17 protein-coding genes and 1 pseudogene are annotated in these 16,446 nt (G+C 74.5%); 15 read left to right on the top strand and 3 right to left on the bottom strand.

Annotated elements, in window-relative coordinates:
• Window positions 1-20 precede the first annotated feature (20 nt).
• Window positions 21-767, bottom strand: a complete 747-nt coding sequence (locus EAD96_RS19345) for a peptidase E (protein ID WP_121685304.1) — start codon at window positions 765-767, stop codon at window positions 21-23.
• 30 nt (window positions 768-797) lie between these two features.
• The gene (locus EAD96_RS19340) at window positions 798-1,310 is read right to left on the bottom strand and encodes a MarR family winged helix-turn-helix transcriptional regulator (protein ID WP_120573202.1); all 513 of its coding nucleotides are present in this window, start codon (window positions 1,308-1,310) and stop codon (window positions 798-800) included.
• A gap of 90 nt (window positions 1,311-1,400) precedes the next feature.
• Between EAD96_RS19340 and EAD96_RS19335 the strand changes: the two genes are divergently transcribed.
• Window positions 1,401-2,525, top strand: coding sequence for an EamA family transporter (locus tag EAD96_RS19335; protein WP_233586044.1), 1,125 nt, complete (start codon window positions 1,401-1,403; stop codon window positions 2,523-2,525).
• On the opposite strand, the gene EAD96_RS31595 is transcribed toward EAD96_RS19335, so the two are convergent.
• Window positions 2,419-2,883 (bottom strand): hypothetical protein, encoded by a 465-nt coding sequence (locus EAD96_RS31595; protein ID WP_233586042.1) that lies wholly within the window; start codon window positions 2,881-2,883, stop codon window positions 2,419-2,421. The genes EAD96_RS19335 and EAD96_RS31595 overlap by 107 nt on opposite strands.
• A 242-nt stretch (window positions 2,884-3,125) precedes the next feature.
• On the opposite strand from EAD96_RS31595, the gene EAD96_RS19330 reads away from it, so the two are divergent.
• The 14 genes and pseudogenes from EAD96_RS19330 to EAD96_RS19265 form a co-directional block, all read left to right on the top strand.
• Entirely contained in the window at window positions 3,126-4,577 is a 1,452-nt protein-coding gene (locus EAD96_RS19330) for an AlkA N-terminal domain-containing protein (RefSeq protein ID WP_120573200.1), read from the top strand.
• The gene (locus tag EAD96_RS19325; RefSeq protein WP_121685303.1) at window positions 4,574-5,086 is read left to right on the top strand and encodes a methylated-DNA--[protein]-cysteine S-methyltransferase; all 513 of its coding nucleotides are present in this window, start codon (window positions 4,574-4,576) and stop codon (window positions 5,084-5,086) included. Before EAD96_RS19330 ends, EAD96_RS19325 begins: the two co-directional genes overlap by 4 nt.
• Before the next feature lie 37 nt (window positions 5,087-5,123).
• Complete coding sequence (locus EAD96_RS19320) at window positions 5,124-6,944, top strand: ABC transporter ATP-binding protein (protein ID WP_121685302.1); 1,821 nt, start codon at window positions 5,124-5,126, stop codon at window positions 6,942-6,944.
• 164 nt (window positions 6,945-7,108) lie between these two features.
• Window positions 7,109-8,941, top strand: a complete 1,833-nt coding sequence (locus EAD96_RS19315) for an ABC transporter ATP-binding protein (RefSeq protein WP_233586053.1) — start codon at window positions 7,109-7,111, stop codon at window positions 8,939-8,941.
• A 113-nt stretch (window positions 8,942-9,054) separates the two neighbouring features.
• Window positions 9,055-9,354 carry a hypothetical protein gene (locus EAD96_RS19310; RefSeq protein WP_233586036.1) on the top strand — a complete coding sequence of 100 codons (300 nt, stop codon included), beginning with the start codon at window positions 9,055-9,057 and terminating at the stop codon, window positions 9,352-9,354.
• 85 nt (window positions 9,355-9,439) lie between these two features.
• Window positions 9,440-10,078: a DUF4178 domain-containing protein gene (locus tag EAD96_RS19305; RefSeq protein ID WP_121685300.1), complete on the top strand. Its 639-nt coding sequence runs from the start codon at window positions 9,440-9,442 to the stop codon at window positions 10,076-10,078.
• Window position 10,079: 1 nt separating this feature from the next.
• Window positions 10,080-10,574, top strand: a complete 495-nt coding sequence (locus tag EAD96_RS19300; protein WP_121685299.1) for a DUF2617 family protein — start codon at window positions 10,080-10,082, stop codon at window positions 10,572-10,574.
• Window positions 10,571-10,996, top strand: coding sequence for a DUF4247 domain-containing protein (locus EAD96_RS19295; RefSeq protein WP_120572372.1), 426 nt, complete (start codon window positions 10,571-10,573; stop codon window positions 10,994-10,996). The genes EAD96_RS19300 and EAD96_RS19295 overlap by 4 nt, the downstream gene beginning before the upstream one ends.
• A 31-nt stretch (window positions 10,997-11,027) precedes the next feature.
• A complete protein-coding gene (locus EAD96_RS19290; protein WP_030269725.1) occupies window positions 11,028-11,450 on the top strand; it encodes a DUF350 domain-containing protein in 423 nt (140 codons plus the stop codon).
• Window positions 11,450-12,223 carry a hypothetical protein gene (locus EAD96_RS19285; protein WP_121685298.1) on the top strand — a complete coding sequence of 258 codons (774 nt, stop codon included), beginning with the start codon at window positions 11,450-11,452 and terminating at the stop codon, window positions 12,221-12,223. Before EAD96_RS19290 ends, EAD96_RS19285 begins: the two co-directional genes overlap by 1 nt.
• Window positions 12,220-13,788, top strand: coding sequence for a polyamine aminopropyltransferase (locus EAD96_RS19280; protein ID WP_121685297.1), 1,569 nt, complete (start codon window positions 12,220-12,222; stop codon window positions 13,786-13,788). The genes EAD96_RS19285 and EAD96_RS19280 overlap by 4 nt, the downstream gene beginning before the upstream one ends.
• Window positions 13,789-13,852: 64 nt before the next feature.
• Window positions 13,853-14,851, top strand: coding sequence for a hypothetical protein (locus EAD96_RS19275; protein ID WP_199733234.1), 999 nt, complete (start codon window positions 13,853-13,855; stop codon window positions 14,849-14,851).
• A gap of 67 nt (window positions 14,852-14,918) precedes the next feature.
• Window positions 14,919-15,695 (top strand): hypothetical protein, encoded by a 777-nt coding sequence (locus EAD96_RS19270; protein ID WP_121685295.1) that lies wholly within the window; start codon window positions 14,919-14,921, stop codon window positions 15,693-15,695.
• 72 nt (window positions 15,696-15,767) lie between these two features.
• Window positions 15,768-16,337, top strand: a pseudogene (locus EAD96_RS19265) (hypothetical protein); the annotation flags it as partial.
• Window positions 16,338-16,446: the final 109 nt, after the last annotated feature.

Here is a 16,446-nt window from a genome sequence, read left to right as displayed (position 1 = left end):
AGGCAGGTCCGCGAAGCCGGTCACTCCGACGCGGGAGACAGCAGGCGCGGCTCGATCCGGGTCTCCCGGGCGGTGCCGTCCTCGGCGCGGACCAGCTCGTACGCGGCCACGCCGGGCCGGTCCGCCACCGCCTCGGCCAGCCGGGTGCCCCGGTAGATCAGCCCCACGCCGTCGTCGGTGCAGTGGCTCGCCGGCAGCGTGCCGTCGGCGACCAGCCGGTGCATCAGCGGGCGGCGCTGCTCCTCGCTGTCGTAGTGCACGCCGTTGCCGTACGGGAGCCAGCCCAGCCCTTCGGTGAAGGGTCGCAGCGTCGGGCCGTAGCTGTCGGTGGCGCCGCCGGTGTGCCAGCAGATCGAGCCGGCGGAGACCCCGCCGAGCACCACGCCGGCCTGCCAGCACTCGTGCAGGATCTCCGGCAGGCCGTGCACCCGCCAGACCGCGCAGAGGTTCGCCACGCTGCCGCCGCCCACCCAGATGATGTCCTGCGCGAGCAGGTGGGCGCGGATGTCCTCGACGTTCGGCATCGGGTAGAGCGCCAGGTGGGAGGCGCGGAACCGGGTGCCGGCGAAGGCGCCGTAGAAGACGGTGAACCCGGTCGGCTGGTCGCCGGTGGCCTGGCCGAGGTAGCAGACGCGGGGCGCGTCACCGGCTCCGGCCAGCTCGGCCATCAGGTCGAACAGGGCGCTGGGCCGCGCGTCCCAGGGGCCACGGCGACGGCTGGCGAAACCCATGCTGGTGGCGACGATCGTCGGTTCGGTGGCGGGCACGGTTGTCCTTCCGGGCGGTGGCGGTGCCGATCATTGTGCCGGATCCGCGGGCCCGGCCTCGGCCGCCGCGAGCAACGCGCGCAGCAGATCGGCCAGCCGGTCCTGGTCGGCGGGCGGCAGCGCGTCGAGGATCCGCCGCTGCACCGCGAGCCCGGCCTCGGCCGACTCCTCGACCACCCGCCGGCCGGTGTCCGTGAGGGTGACGCGCAGCGCCCGCCGGTCGGCCGGGTCCGGCGAGCGCCGTACCAGGCCCGCCCGTTCCAGGCGGTCGAGCCGCCCGGTCATGCCGCCGGAGGTGAGCATCAGCGAGGCGGCGAGCGCCTTCGGCGCCAGCGTGTACGGCGAGCCGGAGCGCCGCAGCGCGGCCAGCACGTCGAACTCGCCCCGGCCGATGCCCCAGCTGGCGTACACCTTCTCCTGGCCGTCGCCGACCAGCCGGGCCAGCCGGTAGATGCGGCCGAACACGGCCATCGGCTCGGGCCGCATGCCGGGGCGTTCCCGCCGCCACTGCTCGACGATCGCGTCCACCTCGTCGCCTGTCACGGCTGCCGATTGTGCCGCACGTCCCACTTCCCCTTTTCGCTCGGGGCTGATTAGCTTAGCGCTAAGATACTTAGAGCCGAGGAAGATGACATGAACTCTCGCTGGACCGACGTCGCGCTGACCGCCGCCGCCCCGGTCACCTGGGGCACGACCTACCTGGTAACCGCCGAACTCCTTCCACCGGACCGGCCGCTCTGGGCCGGTGCGATCCGCGCCCTCCCGGCCGGTCTGCTGCTGCTCGCACTGACCCGAAGGCGACCAAGCGGCCGCTGGTGGGGGCGCGCCGCGGTGCTCGGTGCGCTGAACATCGGGGTGTTCTTCCCGCTGCTGTTCCTCGCCGCGTACCGGCTGCCCGGCGGCACCGCCGCCGTCCTCGGCGCCGCGCAGCCACTGCTCGTCGCGGTGCTGACAGTCGCGCTGCTCCGCGACCGCCCCACCCGGCCGGCGCTGGTCGCCGCCGCGGCCGCCCCGCTCGGCGTCGCCCTCGTGGTGCTGCGCCCGGGCGCTGGCCTCGACCCGCTCGGCGTCGCCGCCGGACTGGCCGGCGCCGTGGCGATGGCCGCCGGGCTGGTGCTCACCCGCCGCTGGGGCCGGCCGCCCGGAGTGGGCGTCCTCGCCGCCACGAGCTGGCAGCTCGTCGCCGGCGGCCTGATGATCGTGCCGGTCGCCGCCGCCGTCGAGGGCGCGCCGCCCGTGCCCGACGGGCCGGCCCTTCTCGGGTACGCGTGGCTCGGGCTGGCCGGCACCGCGCTGGCGTACGTGCTGTGGTTCCGGGGCGCGGCGCGACTGCCGGTGTCCCGCGTGTCGGTGCTCGGCGCGTTGAGCCCGCTCACCGCGGCGGCGCTCGGCTGGATGGTGCTCGGCGAGGCGCTGGACCCGGTCCAGCTCACCGGTTTCGCGGTGGCCGTGGCCGCGATGGTGCTGGCCCAGTTGCCCGACCGATCGTCGCGCCCGCGCCCGGGCGGCGACGCGGACAGCCCGGCGGCACCGGCCGGCCTTCGCGCAAGTGACCGGGCGGCGGCGCCGGCCGACCCTCGGGCAGGCGGCCCGACGGCGGCCTGCCCGGCCTTCGGGCAGGCGGTCCGACGGCGGCCTGGTGGCGGCGCGGTCAGCCGGCCCGCAGCCGACGCCAGTCGTCCGGCCACGCCTCGGCGGCGACGCCCTCGGGCAGCACACCGGCCGGTAGCTGCGCCGCGGCCGCGAGCGGCAGCGTGAACCGGTGCGCGGCGGCGGGCCCGGCCGCGTACGACCGGTCGAGCAGCCACCGCACCTCGTCGGCGGTCCAGCCCAGGCCGGAACGGGCGGCGATCTCGCGGACCAGCCGCAGGCCGACCCGGGTGTCGTCGTCGTAGAAGCGCATGCACCAGTGATGCGCCCACATGCCGAGCGCGCGCAGCCCGTCCGGGTCGAGGGAGCCGGCCAGCCGCCCGCAGGCGGTGTCCGCGAAGGGGCGACCGGGATCACCGGCCCGGTCGCGCTCGATGGCGCCGTACGCGGCCGACGCCACCACCCGCATCCGCTCGTAGAAGCCCTCCACCACCGCGGCGTCCAACGGTGCTCGCCCCGATCGCATCAGCGGACACCCCGCCCGGCCACGCTCGCCATGCCCCGCACCTCTTCTTGAGTTGGTGGCGGGACGCTACCGACCACTTACGACACTTTCTCGGGTCCGCCGGCCATGATCCACGCCATCTCGCCGGAGTGGCGGTGTCCCGGGGCGCGGGACACCGCCACTCCCCCGAGCTGGCGCGACTGCCGCACGTCATGTCCGAATCCCGCCAGCCGGGCCCGGGAGCTGCGAGGCAGGATCGTGGCATGGAGCTGGACTTCGAGCGCTGCTACCGAGCCGTCGACAGCCGCGACCCGCGGTTCGACGGCTGGTTCTACACCGGTGTGACGTCGACCGGGATCTACTGCCGGCCGTCCTGTCCGGCGATGACGCCGAAGCGGCAGAACGTCCGGTTCTTCCCGTCCGCCGCCGCCGCCCAGGGGGCCGGGCTGCGGGCGTGCCGCCGGTGCCGGCCGGACGCGGCGCCCGGCTCGCCCCAGTGGGACGTCCGGGCCGACCTGGTCGGCCGCGCCATGCGGCTGATCGCCGACGGCGTGGTGGACCGGGACGGGGTGCCCGGCCTGGCCACCCGGCTGGGCTACACCGAGCGGCACCTGCACCGGATGCTCCGGGCCGAGCTGGGCGCCGGCCCGCTGGCGCTGGCCCGCGCCCAGCGCGCACAGACCGCCCGGATCCTGATCGAGACCACCGGCCTCGGCCTGGCCGAGGTGGCCTTCGCCGCCGGGTTCGGCAGCGTCCGGCAGTTCAACGACACGGTCCGCGAGGTCTACGGCGGCACCCCGTCCGAGCTGCGGGCCGGCCGGCGTGGCCCGGCGGCGACCACCGGGGCGGGCACTCTCTCGCTGCGGCTGGCACACCGGCCGCCGCTGCACGCGGGCGCGCTGCTGGACTTCCTCGCGCTGCGCGCGCTGCCCGGCGTCGAGGTGGTCCGCGACGGCACCTACCACCGAGGGCTGCGCCTGCCGCACGGTCCCGCCACTGTCGCGCTGACCCCCGCCGACGGCCACATCGACGCCACGCTGCGGCTGGCCGACATGCGTGACCTGGCTCCCGCGGTGGCCCGCTGCCGCCGCCTGCTCGACCTGGACGCCGACCCGGTCGCGGTGGACGCCACACTGGCCGCCGACCCGGCGCTGGCCCCGGCCGTCGCGGCCGAACCCGGCGTACGGCTGCCGCACGCAGTCGACGGTTTCGAGCTGGCCGTCCGCGCCGTCACCACCCAGCAGGTCTCGCTGGCCTCGGCGCGGACCACGCTCACCCGCCTGCTCTCCGCCACCCGGACTGCGAGCGGGGCGGGCGCCGACGACCCGGCGGACGGCCTGGTGGCGTTCCCCGGTCCGGCGGAGGTGCTCGCGGCGCCGGACACGGCGTTCCGGATGCCGGCGGCCCGCCGGGAGACGCTCCGCGCGCTGGCCCGCGCGGTCGCCGACGGCGAGCTGGACCTGGAACCCGGAGGCGACCGGGAGGAGACGGTCCGGCTCCTGGCCGCGGTGCCCGGCGTCGGCCCGTGGACCACCGGCTACCTGGCCATGCGCGCACTCGGCGACCCCGATGTCGCGCTCACCACCGACCTGGGCGTACGCCGCGGCGCAGCAGCGCTCGGCCTGTCCGACGACCCGAAGACCCTGTCCGCGTACGCCGACCGCTGGCGCCCCTGGCGGTCGTACGCGACCATCCGACTCTGGAGAGCAGCATGAGCACTGTGGACAGCACCGTCATCGACACCCCCGCCGGCCCGCTGAGCGTGCTCGCCGGCCCGACCGGGGCGGTACGCGCGGCGGGGTTCACCGCCGACCCGGCCGTCCTGATGCCGTTGATCCACCCGAGCCTGCGCGGCGAACTGCGCGAACGGGCCGACCTCGGTCCGGTGACCGCCGCCGTCCGGGCCTACCTGGACGGTGACCTCACCGCGATCGACGCGGTCGTCGTGGAGCAGCACACCGGCGGCGCATTCCTGACGCACGCCTGGCAGGTGCTGCGCGACGTGAAGCCCGGCGACCCGGTCACCTACACCGGGTTCGCCGCGCTGGCCGGGCGGCCGGCCGCGATCCGGGCCGCCGCGGCGGCCTGCGCGCGCAACGCCGCCGCGCTGTTCGTGCCCTGCCACCGGGTGCTGCGCACCGACGGTTCGCTCGGCGGCTACCGCTGGGAGCTGGACGTGAAGAAGTGGCTTCTCGGGCATGAGGGACGGGTGACGGCTAGCTGACAGCCGGACTGTCACCCCCGGCCGCTACCGTCGGGTAGTGCCCGCGTCCAGCGACGGCAACCCCGCGGCGCATACCGGCGCCCGGTCCCAGCCGCTGCGCAACCTCTGGCGGCTGCGGCCCTACCTGCGCCCGTACGCGATGGAGTTCGCCTGGCTGCTGGTCGCGGCGCTGGCCGCCACCGCGGCGAGCCTGGCCGTTCCGCTCGTGGTGCAGCGGGTCGTCGACGGGCCGGTGGCCCGGCACGACGAGGCCGGGCTGCTGCGGCTCGGCGTCCTGGCGCTGCTGCTCGGCGTGGCCGAGGCGGTCCTCATCTTCATCCGCCGCTGGACGCAGTCGTCGTCCTCGGTGGGCATGGAGGCCGCCATCCGCGCCGACATCTACGCCCACCTGCAACGGCTTCCGGCGGGCTTCCACGACCGCTGGCAGTCCGGCCAGTTGTTGTCCCGGATCACCAGCGACCTCTCGGTGATCCGGCGGTTCCTCTCCTTCGGGCTGCTGTTCCTGGTGCTCAACCTGGTCACCTACGCGGCGGTGGTGGCGCTGCTGATCCGGCTGCACCTGTGGCTGGGGCTGCTGGTCGCGGCGAGCGCCGTACCGCTGTTCCTGATCAGCCGCCGGTTCGCGCGCCACTACCACGCGGCGTCGCGCCGGATGCAGGACCAGCAGGGCGATGTCGCCACGCTGGTCGAGGAGACGGCGCTGGGGTTGCGCACCATGCGGGCGTACGGGCGCGGGCCGGAACTGGCGGCCCGGTTCGCCGTCGGCGCGCGCCGGCTGCACGACACCGGAATCGGCAAGGCCCGGCTGCTGGCCCGCACCTCCGCGATGTTCGACCTGGTGCCCAACCTGACGCTCGGCGCGGTCCTGGTGGCCGGCGCGGCAGCGGTCGCCGAGGGCGCGCTGTCCATCGGTGAGCTGGTCGCGTTCGTCAGTCTCCAGCTCATGCTGATCTGGCCGGTGCAGTCGCTGGGCTGGATCATCGCCAACGGCCAGGAGGCCGCGACCGCCGCCGACCGGATCCAGGAGGTCCTGGACACGCCGCCGACCATCGTGGACGCACCGCACGCCCGGCCGCTCGACCGGGGCGAGGTACGCGGCCGGCTCCGCTTCGAGGGGGTCGGCTTCCGCTACCCCGGCACCTCCGCGCCGGTGCTGCGCGACCTGGACCTGACCGTCGAGCCGGGCGAGACGATGGCGCTGGTCGGCGCCACCGGCTGCGGCAAGAGCACGCTGCTGTCGCTCGTCCCCCGGCTGCACGAGGTGACGCGCGGCCGGGTCACGATCGACGGGCACGACGTGCGTGACCTGCGGCTGGAGTCGTTGCGCCGGATGGTCGCCGTGGCGTTCGAGGAGCCGACGCTGTTCTCCATGTCGGTCTGGGAGAACCTCACCCTAGGCCGTCCGGACGCGAGCGAGGACGAGGTCCGGGCCGCGCTGACGCTGGCCCAGGCGGAGTTCGCGTACGAGCTGCCGTGGGGGCTCGCCACCCGGGTCGGCGAGCAGGGGCTGTCGCTGTCCGGCGGGCAGCGGCAGCGCCTCGCGCTGGCACGTGCGGTGCTCGGCCGGCCCGCGGTGCTGGTGCTCGACGACCCGCTCTCCGCGCTGGACGTGCACACCGAGGCGCTCGTCGAGGCGGCCCTGCGCCGGGTGCTGCGGGACACCGCCACCACCACTCTGCTGGTGGCGCACCGCCCCTCGACAGTGGCACTGGCGGACCGGGTGGCGTTGCTCGACGACGGCCGGATCGTCGCCGTCGGCACCCACTCGGAGCTGCTGGCCCGCGTACCCGCTTACCGGGCGGTGCTGTCCGCCGAGCCGGAGCGACGGAGCGACGGCGTCGGCCTGGTGCGCTCGTGACCGGCCGCTCGCCGCGGGTGCCCCGGCCCCGCGACGCGCCGAACGGCAACGGGACGGCCGGCGCGCGCAACCGCGGCGACCCGGGCGCACCGGCCGGCCGCTCGACGACCGATCCGGGCGGTCACGCGACGACCGGGCCGGGCGGCACCGCTCCGGACGCGGACCTGTCGCGCTGGCGGGGGCGGGCCACCGACCCGGACGCCGACCGCAGCCGCGCCGAGGACTCGTCCCCGGCGGCGGTGACCCGGCTGCGTGCGCGCAGCCGGGTCCTGCTGCGGCGGCTGCTGCGCCCGCACCGGCGTGCGCTCGGGCTGGCGGTGGCGTTGCTGCTGGCCCAGAACGCCGCCGCGATGTCCGGGCCGTACCTGGTCATGCTCGGCATCGACCGGGGCATCGGGCCGCTGCGGGCCGGTGATCCCGGCCCGCTGATCGCTGTCGCCGCCGCGTTCGTGGTCGCGACCGCCGTGGAGTACGCGGCCCGGCGCGCGTTCCTCACCCTCGCCGCCCGGATCGGCCAGGCCGTCCTGCTCGACCTGCGTCGCAGGGTGTACGGGCACTTCCTCCGCCTCGACGTCGGGTTCCACGAGCGCTACACGTCCGGCCGGATGGTGTCCCGGCTGACCAGTGACCTGGAGTCGATCGCCGAGCTGGTCGACGGCGGCATCGACAAGCTGGTGATGGCCGGGCTGTCGGTGCTGTCCGTGGCGGGCATCCTGCTCTGGCTGGACCTGCCACTGGCGGCGGTGACGCTGCTCGCGTTCCCGTTCCTGTTCGTGCTGTCGCGCTGGTTCGCCCGCGCCTCGGCCGGGGCGTACCGGCGCACCCGGGAGGCGGTGGCGCTGGTCATCGTGCACTTCGTCGAGTCGCTGCGCGGCATCCGGGCCGTGCAGGCGTACCGGCGGGAGGACCGCAACGACCACATCTTCGGCGCGGTGAACGACGACTACCGGCGTTCCAGCCTGCGCGCGTTCCGGCTGATCGCGATCTACTCGCCGGGCATCCGGCTGATCGGCAACCTGACCGCGGCTGTGGTGCTCGGGTACGGCGGCTGGCGGGTGCTGGGCGGCGGCGTGGAGGTGGGTGTGCTCGCCGCGTTCCTGCTCTACCTGCGCCGGTTCTTCGAGCCGATGGAGGAGCTGAGCCAGTTCTACAACTCGCTCCAGTCGGCGACCGCCGCGCTGGAGAAGCTGGCCGGGGTGCTGGACGAGCGCCCGGCGGTGGCCGAACCGGCCCGGCCGGTGCCGCTGCCCGCCGGGCCGCCGCGCGGGGCGGTCACGTTCCGCGCCGTCGACTTCGGCTACCGCCGCCAGACGCCGATCCTGTCCGGCCTGGACCTGACCGTGCCGCCCGGGCAGACCGTGGCGCTGATCGGGCCGACCGGCGCCGGGAAGTCCACTGTCGCGAAGCTGGTGGCCCGCTTCCACGACCCGGACGCGGGCGCGGTCCGGTTGGACGGGGTGGACCTGCGCGACCTAACCGACGCCGAGTTGCGCCGGGCGGTGGTGCTGGTGACCCAGGAGACCCACCTGTTCAGCGGTTCCGTGGCGGACAACATCAGATTCGGCCGGCCGGACGCCGATGACGAGGCGGTGGTCGCGGCCGCGCGGGCGATCGGCGCGCACGAATTCATCGCCGCGTTGCCCGACGGGTACGCCACCGACGTGCACCGGCGCGGCGGCCGGCTCTCCGCCGGGCAGCGGCAGCTCGTCGCGTTCGCCCGCGCGTTCCTCGCCGACCCCCGGGTGCTGATCCTCGACGAGGCGACCTCGTCGCTGGACGTGCCGACCGAACGGCTGGTGCAGCGTGCGCTGCACAACGTGCTGCGGGACCGCACCGCGCTGGTGATCGCCCACCGGCTCTCCACGGTGGAGACCGCCGACCGGGTGCTGGTGCTCGACGACGGCCGGATCGTGGAGGACGGCCCACCGGCCGAGCTGATCGCCGCCGACGGCCGCTACGCCGCCCTGCACCGCCAGTGGCGCGACTCCCTCCTCTAGCCCGTTCGACCCCCGCCGATCTTGCACTTGGCGCCCACGGGATGCCCGACAAGCGGCTTACGCCGGGGCAGCAAGTGCAAGATCGACAGGGACAGGGGGCGGGGACGGGCGGGGTGGGGCTGGCGGGGCAGATCCTGCCCGCGACCGAGGCGTACCGGACGCTGGAACAGGGGTTGCGGGAGCACCCGGAGGCGGCCCGTAAGCGGATCGACAGGTTGCTCCGCAAGGGCTCGCCGGCCGGCCGGGCGTACGCGGCGACGCTGCTGGAAGCGGTCGACCCGGCCGCCGGGCGGGACGCCTGGGCGCGGCTGCGCGGCGACGACGGCGAGTTCACCACGTTCTCCGGTTGCCTCATGGGTCGCGCCACGCTGGGCGAATACGCCGCCGAGCGGCTCGCCGGCGGCGCGCGGTAACTGAGCGCACACTCAGCGAACAGGACTTCAGAAGGCGTGCGTGCGGTTGTTACCGTTCCCGCCGAGCACGTTGGGGGAGGCGGTCGTGAACGGTTCGTTGGCGTGGGTGCTGGCCACGCTGGGATGTCTGGTCGGGGTGTCCGGCGTGGTGATCGCCGTGATCGCGGTGCTGAAGTCCCGGCAGGCGGCAAGCCCGAAGACGAAGGCGGCGCCGGGTGACCCGTTCCGGGACCGGGACGCCGACGCGCTGCGGGGTGACCCGCGCGCGCTCAAGCCCGGCGACATCGTCGAGATCCGCACGGTGCCGTACACCGTGCGCGGCTCGGTGCACCTGGTCGAGGGCGGGTGGAGCTGGGCGGAGCATCTGCTCGACGACGCGGGCGGCGTGAAGCGCTGGCTCTCCGTGGAGACCGACCCGGACCTGGAGATGGTGCTCTGGACCAGCGAGCCGGGGGCCACCGTCACGCCGGGCGCCCCGACGCTGGAGATCGCCGGCCGCCGCTACAACTGGGACGAGTCGGGCCAGGCCCGGTACACCGCGACCGAGGGCACCGGCCTCGACCCGCACGGCACCATGCGCTACTACGACTACCAGGCGCCCGGCGGGGCGCGGCTGTCGTTCGAGGCGTACGGGGAGGCCGGCTGGGAGGTCAACCTCGGCGAGGAGCTGCGCCGCGCCGAGGTGATGATCTACCCGCAGGGCGGCCCGGACACGGTGCGCTGACGTGCTCGTCTGTCTGGACGCGCCCTACGTCGACACCAGCGCCGCCGATCTGAGCCTGGCCCTGGGCGGCCCGGAACTGCCGGCGCTCGCCGTACGCGACATCGACCTGCCCGGCCTGCCCCGGCTGCGGCTGCGCCTGCTCGGCGCCTCCCACCAGGTCGTGCTCGGCACGCTCACCGAGACGGTCGCCTGCCTGCCCGGCCGCCCGCCGCACCTGCCCGGCACGCTGCACGACGAGACGGCCGGCTACCGGTTCCTCGCCACAGTGCTCCGGCCGGAGGGCGACGGCCTGCGTACCCGGGTCGCGGCGCTGCGCGCCGAACTGGCGGGCGACCCGTACGCGCTGATCGGGGTCTTCCCCGGCGACGAGGACGCGGTCACCGCGCTCTCCGTCCGGCCCCGCCCGCCGGACGGCGCGCTCGCCTGGCGCACCTGGCACGCCTACCCGCAGACCAACGAGCTGGTCCTGACCGAGACCGTGGTGGAGGAGCTGTGACGTACCGACGGTGGTTCGTGGTGGGCGTGGCGGTCGCCGTCATCGGCGCGCTCATCGCCGCCTTCACGATCTTCTACGGCAACTTCTCGCCCCGGGGCTACGTGGAGGACAACTTCTCTCGCGCCACCGGGCGGGACATCGGCTCGAACGCGATCGCGTACACCTCGAACAAGGCGCCGAGCGACGTGTCCAAGCAGATCACCGACGCCTGGAAGCCGGCCGACCAGTACGTCGACGGCAGCGGCGTCTACCTGCGCTACGACGACGACTCGGTGGTGATCCTCCCGCTCGCCGTCGGCTCGGTGATCCTGCTGGAGAAGATGACCACCGCCTACCCCCGGTACCACAGCGTCGTCGGCAACAGCTGGGGCTGGGGCCGAGGCAGCACGGTCCGGGGCGGCGGCCCCGGTTCCGGCAAGTAGCCCCTCCGACCCCCTCACCCTGGAGTCTCCTGTGCAGCATCTCGTCACCGACCTGCTGGTCACGCTGGCCTACGGCGCGGTCGGCGTCGTCCTGATGGCGATCGGCTACGTCCTTGTCGACCTGGCCACCCCCGGCAAGCTCCACGAGCTGATCTGGACCGAGCGCAACCGCAACGCGGCGCTGCTGCTCTCGTCCAACCTGCTCGGGGTGGGCACGATCGTGGTCGCCGCGATCGTGGCCAGCGACGACGACTTCACGCTGGGACTGGTCGGCGCCGCCGCGTACGGCATCCTCGGTCTGGTGATCATGGCGGCGGCGTTCGTGCTGCTCGACGTGGCCACCCCGGGCAAGCTCGGTGAGCTGCTCGTGGACCCGGAGCCGCACCCGGCGGTGTGGGTCTCCGCCACCGTGCACCTCGCCACCGGCGCGATCATCGCGGCCGCGATCATCTGATGAGCGGCAAGCCCGCCAGGCACCAGGTGGGGAAGGACAAGCGCACCCAGACGGTGATCTGGTCCGTGGTCGTGGGAGTCGTGGTGGTCGTCTGCGCCATCGGCGCGTTCAGCGGCGACTCGGACACCTCCGTCCCCGCGCCGGCGGCCGACGAGCGCTCCGGCACCGTGCCGATCCTCCGCGCCGCCGCCGACAGCCAGGGCATCTGCTACGGCTGGGAACTGCTCGACGTGTACGACGAGGTGAGCGTCGGCTCCAACCTTGGCGACGGCACCACAGTCGTCGACGCGCCCGGCTGCACGCGCTGGCTCGCGGTCTCCGCCAACGTCAGGTACACCTCGTCCAGCAGCGAGTCCGAGGACTCCGCCACGATCCGGATCAAGGGCTCGGACGACATCGAGTTCGCCGACCTCGCCGCGATCGAGACCCGGCTGGGTCGGTTCGGGCTGGACGAGGACGCGTTCGTCGACGACCCGGGCTGGGCCGTCACCCGGGCCGCCACGATCCTGCCGCTGCTCGCCGCCGAGCGCGGCCTCGCTGAGCCGGCCGCGACACCCACCGCCGCGCCGTCGACAGCCGCCGCCCCGCTGCCGGACGCCGGCAACGACTTCTGGCGGGACCGCTGGATCTACGTCCTCAGCTCGGTCGGCCTGTTCCTGCTCGCCGCGCTGTTCCTCGCGGTGGGCGTGCGGCAGCGCCGCAACCACCGGGTACGGGTGCCCGCGCAGCGCGCCGGGGCGGGAGCCGCCGGACGTACCCGGAGCAGACGGTGACCACCGACGTGGCCGCGCGGCCGCGGTGGCGCCTGGCCCGCGCGGCGGTCCTGCTCGCGGTCTTCGTGTGCGCGGCCTGCGGCCTGGTGTACGAGCTGGCGCTGGTCGCGCTCGGCAGCTACCTGATCGGCGACACGGTCGGCCAGGCGTCGATCGTGCTCGGCGTGATGGTCTTCGCGATGGGCGTCGGCGCGCTGGTGGCGAAGCCGTTGCAGTCCCGGGCGGTGGTGTCGTTCGCGGTGATCGAGCTGACGCTGGCACTGCTCGGCGGCCTCTCAGTGCTCGGGCTCTACGCCGCGTTCGCCTGGCTCGACCTGTACGGCCCGGCGCTCGTCGGCACCGCGTTCGTGCTCGGCCTGCTGATCGGCGCGGAGATCCCGCTGCTCATGGTGATGCTGCAACGCATCCGGGAGCAGTCCGCGGGCAGCGCGGTGGCCGACCTGTTCGCCGCCGACTACGTGGGCGCGCTGCTCGGCGGGCTGGCCTTCCCCTTCCTGCTGATCCCGGTCTTCGGCCAGCTCAAGGGCGCGCTCGTGGTGGGCGCGGTGAACGCGGTCGCCGGGGTGGTGCTCGTCTTCACCGTGTTCCGCGCCGACCTCAGCCGGCGGGCGCGGGCCGCGCTGGGCGCGGCCACCGTCGTGGTCGGCCTGCTTCTCGGGTACGCGTGGGTGACCGCCCACGACTTCGAGGTGACCACCCGCCAGCAGCTCTACCGCGATCCGGTGGTGCACGCCGAGCGCAGCCGATACCAGGAGATCGTGCTGACCCGCTCGGTGCGCGAGCCCGGCCACTCCGACACCGACCTGCGGCTGTTCCTCAACGGCGACCTGCAGTTCAGCTCGATCGACGAGTACCGCTACCACGAGGCGCTCGTGCACCCGGCGATGCGCGGGGCGCACGGCGACGTGCTGGTGCTCGGCGCCGGGGACGGGCTGGCCGCGCGGGAGATCCTCAAGTACCCGGACGTGCGCTCGGTGACGCTCGTCGACCTCGACCCGGCAGTGGTCGAGCTGGCCCGCCGCGAGCCGCAGCTGCGCGAGCTGAACCGGGAGTCGCTCACCGACCCCCGGGTACGCGTGCTCAACCTGGACGCGTTCGCCTGGCTGCGTACCGCCACCGACCGCTTCGACGTGGTGATCGCCGACCTGCCCGACCCGGACGAGACGGCCACCGCGAAGCTCTACACGATCGAGTTCTACACGCTGGTCCGGCCGGTGCTGGCCCCCGGCGGGCGGCTCGTCGTGCAGTCCGGGTCGCCCTACTTCGCGCCCCGGTCGTACTGGTCGATCGAGCGGTCGGTGCGCGAGGCGGGCTTCGCCACCGTGCCGTACCACGTCGACGTGCCGAGCTTCGGCGACTGGGGGTTCGTGCTCGCCGCGCCGGGTGACGTCGCGCCCGAGCTGGCGCTGCCGGCCGACCCGCCGCCGCTGCGTTTCCTCACCCCGGAGGTGCTCGCCGCCGCCGCCACGTTCCCCGCCGACCGGGCCCGGCTGGACGTGCCGGCCTCCACGCTGTTGCGGCCGAGGGTGCTGGACTACGCCCGCGAGGAGTGGCGCGGCTACTAGGTTTCGGGACATGCCACCCGAATCGCCGCGCCACCGACCGGGCATCGGCTGGCTGGTCCGCCGGCTGCCGACCCGGGCGGTCGAGGCGGCGTCCTACCTCCAGGCGTTCGTGCTCTCCGGCGTGGTCACCGTGCTGGCCGTGCGGGCGTACCTGAAAGCCACCGACTATCCGCAGCTCGGTGGCGGCGGGCTGCACATCGCACACGTCCTCTGGGGCGGCCTGCTGCTCGCCGTCGGCCTGGGCGTCCCGCTCGTCTTCCTCGGCGGCGGCGCCCGCACCGGCGGCGCGGTGATCGGCGGCATCGGGTTCGGGCTGTTCATCGACGAGGTGGGCAAGTTCGTCACCACCGGCACCGACTACTTCTACGCCCCCGCCGCCGCCATCATCTACGTCGCGTTCGCGCTGCTGGTCCTGCTCACCCAGGCGGTACGCGGACGCACCGGCCGGTCCCGGCTGACCCCGGCCGAGCGCACCGCGAACGCGCTGGACATGGTGCTCAGCGGCCTGCCGGGCGGGCTGACCGATCGCCGTCGCATCGCCGTGCTGCGGCTCGTACAGGGCACCGGGCCGGCCACCGAGACGGCGATGGCGCAACTGCTGGACGCCGTACCCCATCGGGAACCGCCGCCGGTGCCGCTCTGGCAGCGGGCGGCGGACCGGGCCCGGCGTCTCGCCGTCTGGGCGGCCGGACGCCGCTGGCTGGTCTGGCCGGTGGTGGTCTATTTGGTGGTGGAGCCGGTGCTCACGGTGGTGGCGGTGTTCGTCGACGGCGTGACCGGGAAGCTGGACCAGGAACGGGAGTGGGGCGCGGTGCTCGGCGTCAGCGCCACCGCGCTGATCACCGCCGTGCTCGGCCTGTGGGCCGCCTGGCTGCTGCGCCGCAACCGGACCGAGGCGTTCCGCCTGTTCAAGCTGGCGCTGCTGGTCGACCTGCTGTTCGGGCAGGTCTTCAACTTCACTGTGAACCAGTTCGGGGCGGTCTCCGCCGTCGCGCTCGATCTCGCGCTGCTCGGCGTGGTCACTGCCGAGCACCGCCGGTTGCGGCGCGCCGCCGAGAGGTGACCCGTTCCGGCGTGCTGAGCTGGTCGAAGATCGCTACGGTGGGCTTCTCATCCAGGAAGGGAGAATCATGGTCGATGCTCCGGGCACCCCGCCCCGCACGCGTCCCGGCGTGGTGTCGCTCTCCAGTTGGCTGCTCATCCTCGTCGCCGCGATCCAGGTGCTGAACCTGATCGTGGCACTGAGCGTCGTCGGCAAGATCCGCGACGTTCTCACCGACGCGTACGCGGGCACCTCGGCCGAAGGTGCCGCCGACATCGCGTACGCGTTCAGCATCATCACGGCGGTCGTGTCGCTGCTGATCGCGGCCGGGCTCGTCGTCCTCGCGCTGTTGAACAACCGGGGCAAGAACGGCTCCCGGATCACCACCTGGGTGCTGGGCGGCATCCTGTTCTGCTGCACCGGCGGCGGCCTGCTGACCGGTCTCACCGGCGGCATGACGGGCGGCGGCACCACCGGTGACGTGCCCAGCTCGGAGGAGATCCAGCGCCGGCTGGAGGACGCGCTCCCGTCCTGGTACACCCCGGTCAACCTGCTGCTGGGCCTGGTCGCGCTGCTCGCCCTGCTGGCCGCGCTGATCCTGCTGGCGCTGCCGAAGGCGAACGAGTTCTTCCGCAAGCCCAAGGCCGGCTGGGAGCCGCCGGTGCCCGGTGGCGCCTACCCGGCGTACCCGTCGCACCCGGGCCAGCCGGGGGATCCGGCGTACCCGTCGTACCCGCCGGCTCCCGGCACGCCGCCGTCGATGCCCGGCGGTCAGCCGCCGTCCGCGCCGGGTGGTCAGCCGCCGTCCGCGCCCGGCGGTCAGCCGGGTGAGCGCCGCGACCCGGAGCCGCCATCCGGAAGTTGACGTCCGGATTACAGCGACGCCGACGATCCCTCCGAGTAGGTTGCAAGCCGACGCCTACCGGAGGGATCAGTCGTGTCGTACCCCGATCGGGCCGCACCCCGCCGGCCGGGCACTGTCCTCGCCGCGGCGGCGCTGCTGCTGGCGATGGCGGTCGGCGCCGTGGCGTACGCGGTGGCCAACCTGGCCGTCGGCGGTGGCACGGTGGACCGGTTCCGGGACGCGGCGGCGGAACGGACCGGCGCGAGCGGTGGCGACATCGACCAGGTGGCCGGCCTGCTGCGCGGCTCCACAGTGCTGGCCGCCGTGCTCGGTGTGCTCGCCGCGCTGCTGCTCGTCGGGCTCGCACTCGGCCTGCTCGCCGGTCGTTCCGGCGCCCGCACGGCGACCTGGGTGGTCGCCGGGACGGGCCTGCTCTGCGGTTGCTGCGGGCTGGCGGTGCTGGTCGGCCAGCGAGCCGCCCCGCTGCGGCTCGGCGCGGACGACCGGATCACCGCCGACCTGCTGGGGCTCGTCGGAGACGCCTACCCGTCGTGGTGGATCCCGGTGAACGCGACGGTGTCGGTGGCGCAGATCCTCGGCTACCTGGTGGTCGCCGCGCTGCTCGCGCTGCCGTCGTCCGGCGCGTTCCTGCGCCGCCGTACCGCGCCGCTGCGGCTGTCCGGCTACGGCTCGACCGTGTCCGGCGCGGCCGCCCCCGGTCCGACGCCCTGGGGACCGCCGCCCGGCCTGAACCCGCCCGCCTCCGCCCCAC

The organism is Micromonospora sp. BL1 (assembly GCF_003667485.1).
GTDB classification, from domain to species: domain Bacteria; phylum Actinomycetota; class Actinomycetes; order Mycobacteriales; family Micromonosporaceae; genus Micromonospora; species Micromonospora tulbaghiae.
The sequence above is the reverse complement of the archived record's forward strand: the minus strand, read 5'-3'. Positions and strand labels throughout refer to the sequence as shown.

Bases quoted from the DNA above. Each gene is read 5' to 3' on its own strand.
- EAD96_RS19335 (WP_233586044.1), top strand. From the start codon at position 1,401: ATGAACTCTCGCTGGACCGACGTCGCGCTGACCGCCGCCGCCCCGGTC.
- EAD96_RS31595 (WP_233586042.1), bottom strand. From the start codon at position 2,883: ATGCGATCGGGGCGAGCACCGTTGGACGCCGCGGTGGTGGAGGGCTTC.
- EAD96_RS19330 (WP_120573200.1), top strand. From the start codon at position 3,126: ATGGAGCTGGACTTCGAGCGCTGCTACCGAGCCGTCGACAGCCGCGAC.
- EAD96_RS19325 (WP_121685303.1), top strand. From the start codon at position 4,574: ATGAGCACTGTGGACAGCACCGTCATCGACACCCCCGCCGGCCCGCTG.
- EAD96_RS19285 (WP_121685298.1), top strand. From the start codon at position 11,450: ATGAGCGGCAAGCCCGCCAGGCACCAGGTGGGGAAGGACAAGCGCACC.
- EAD96_RS19270 (WP_121685295.1), top strand. From the start codon at position 14,919: ATGGTCGATGCTCCGGGCACCCCGCCCCGCACGCGTCCCGGCGTGGTG.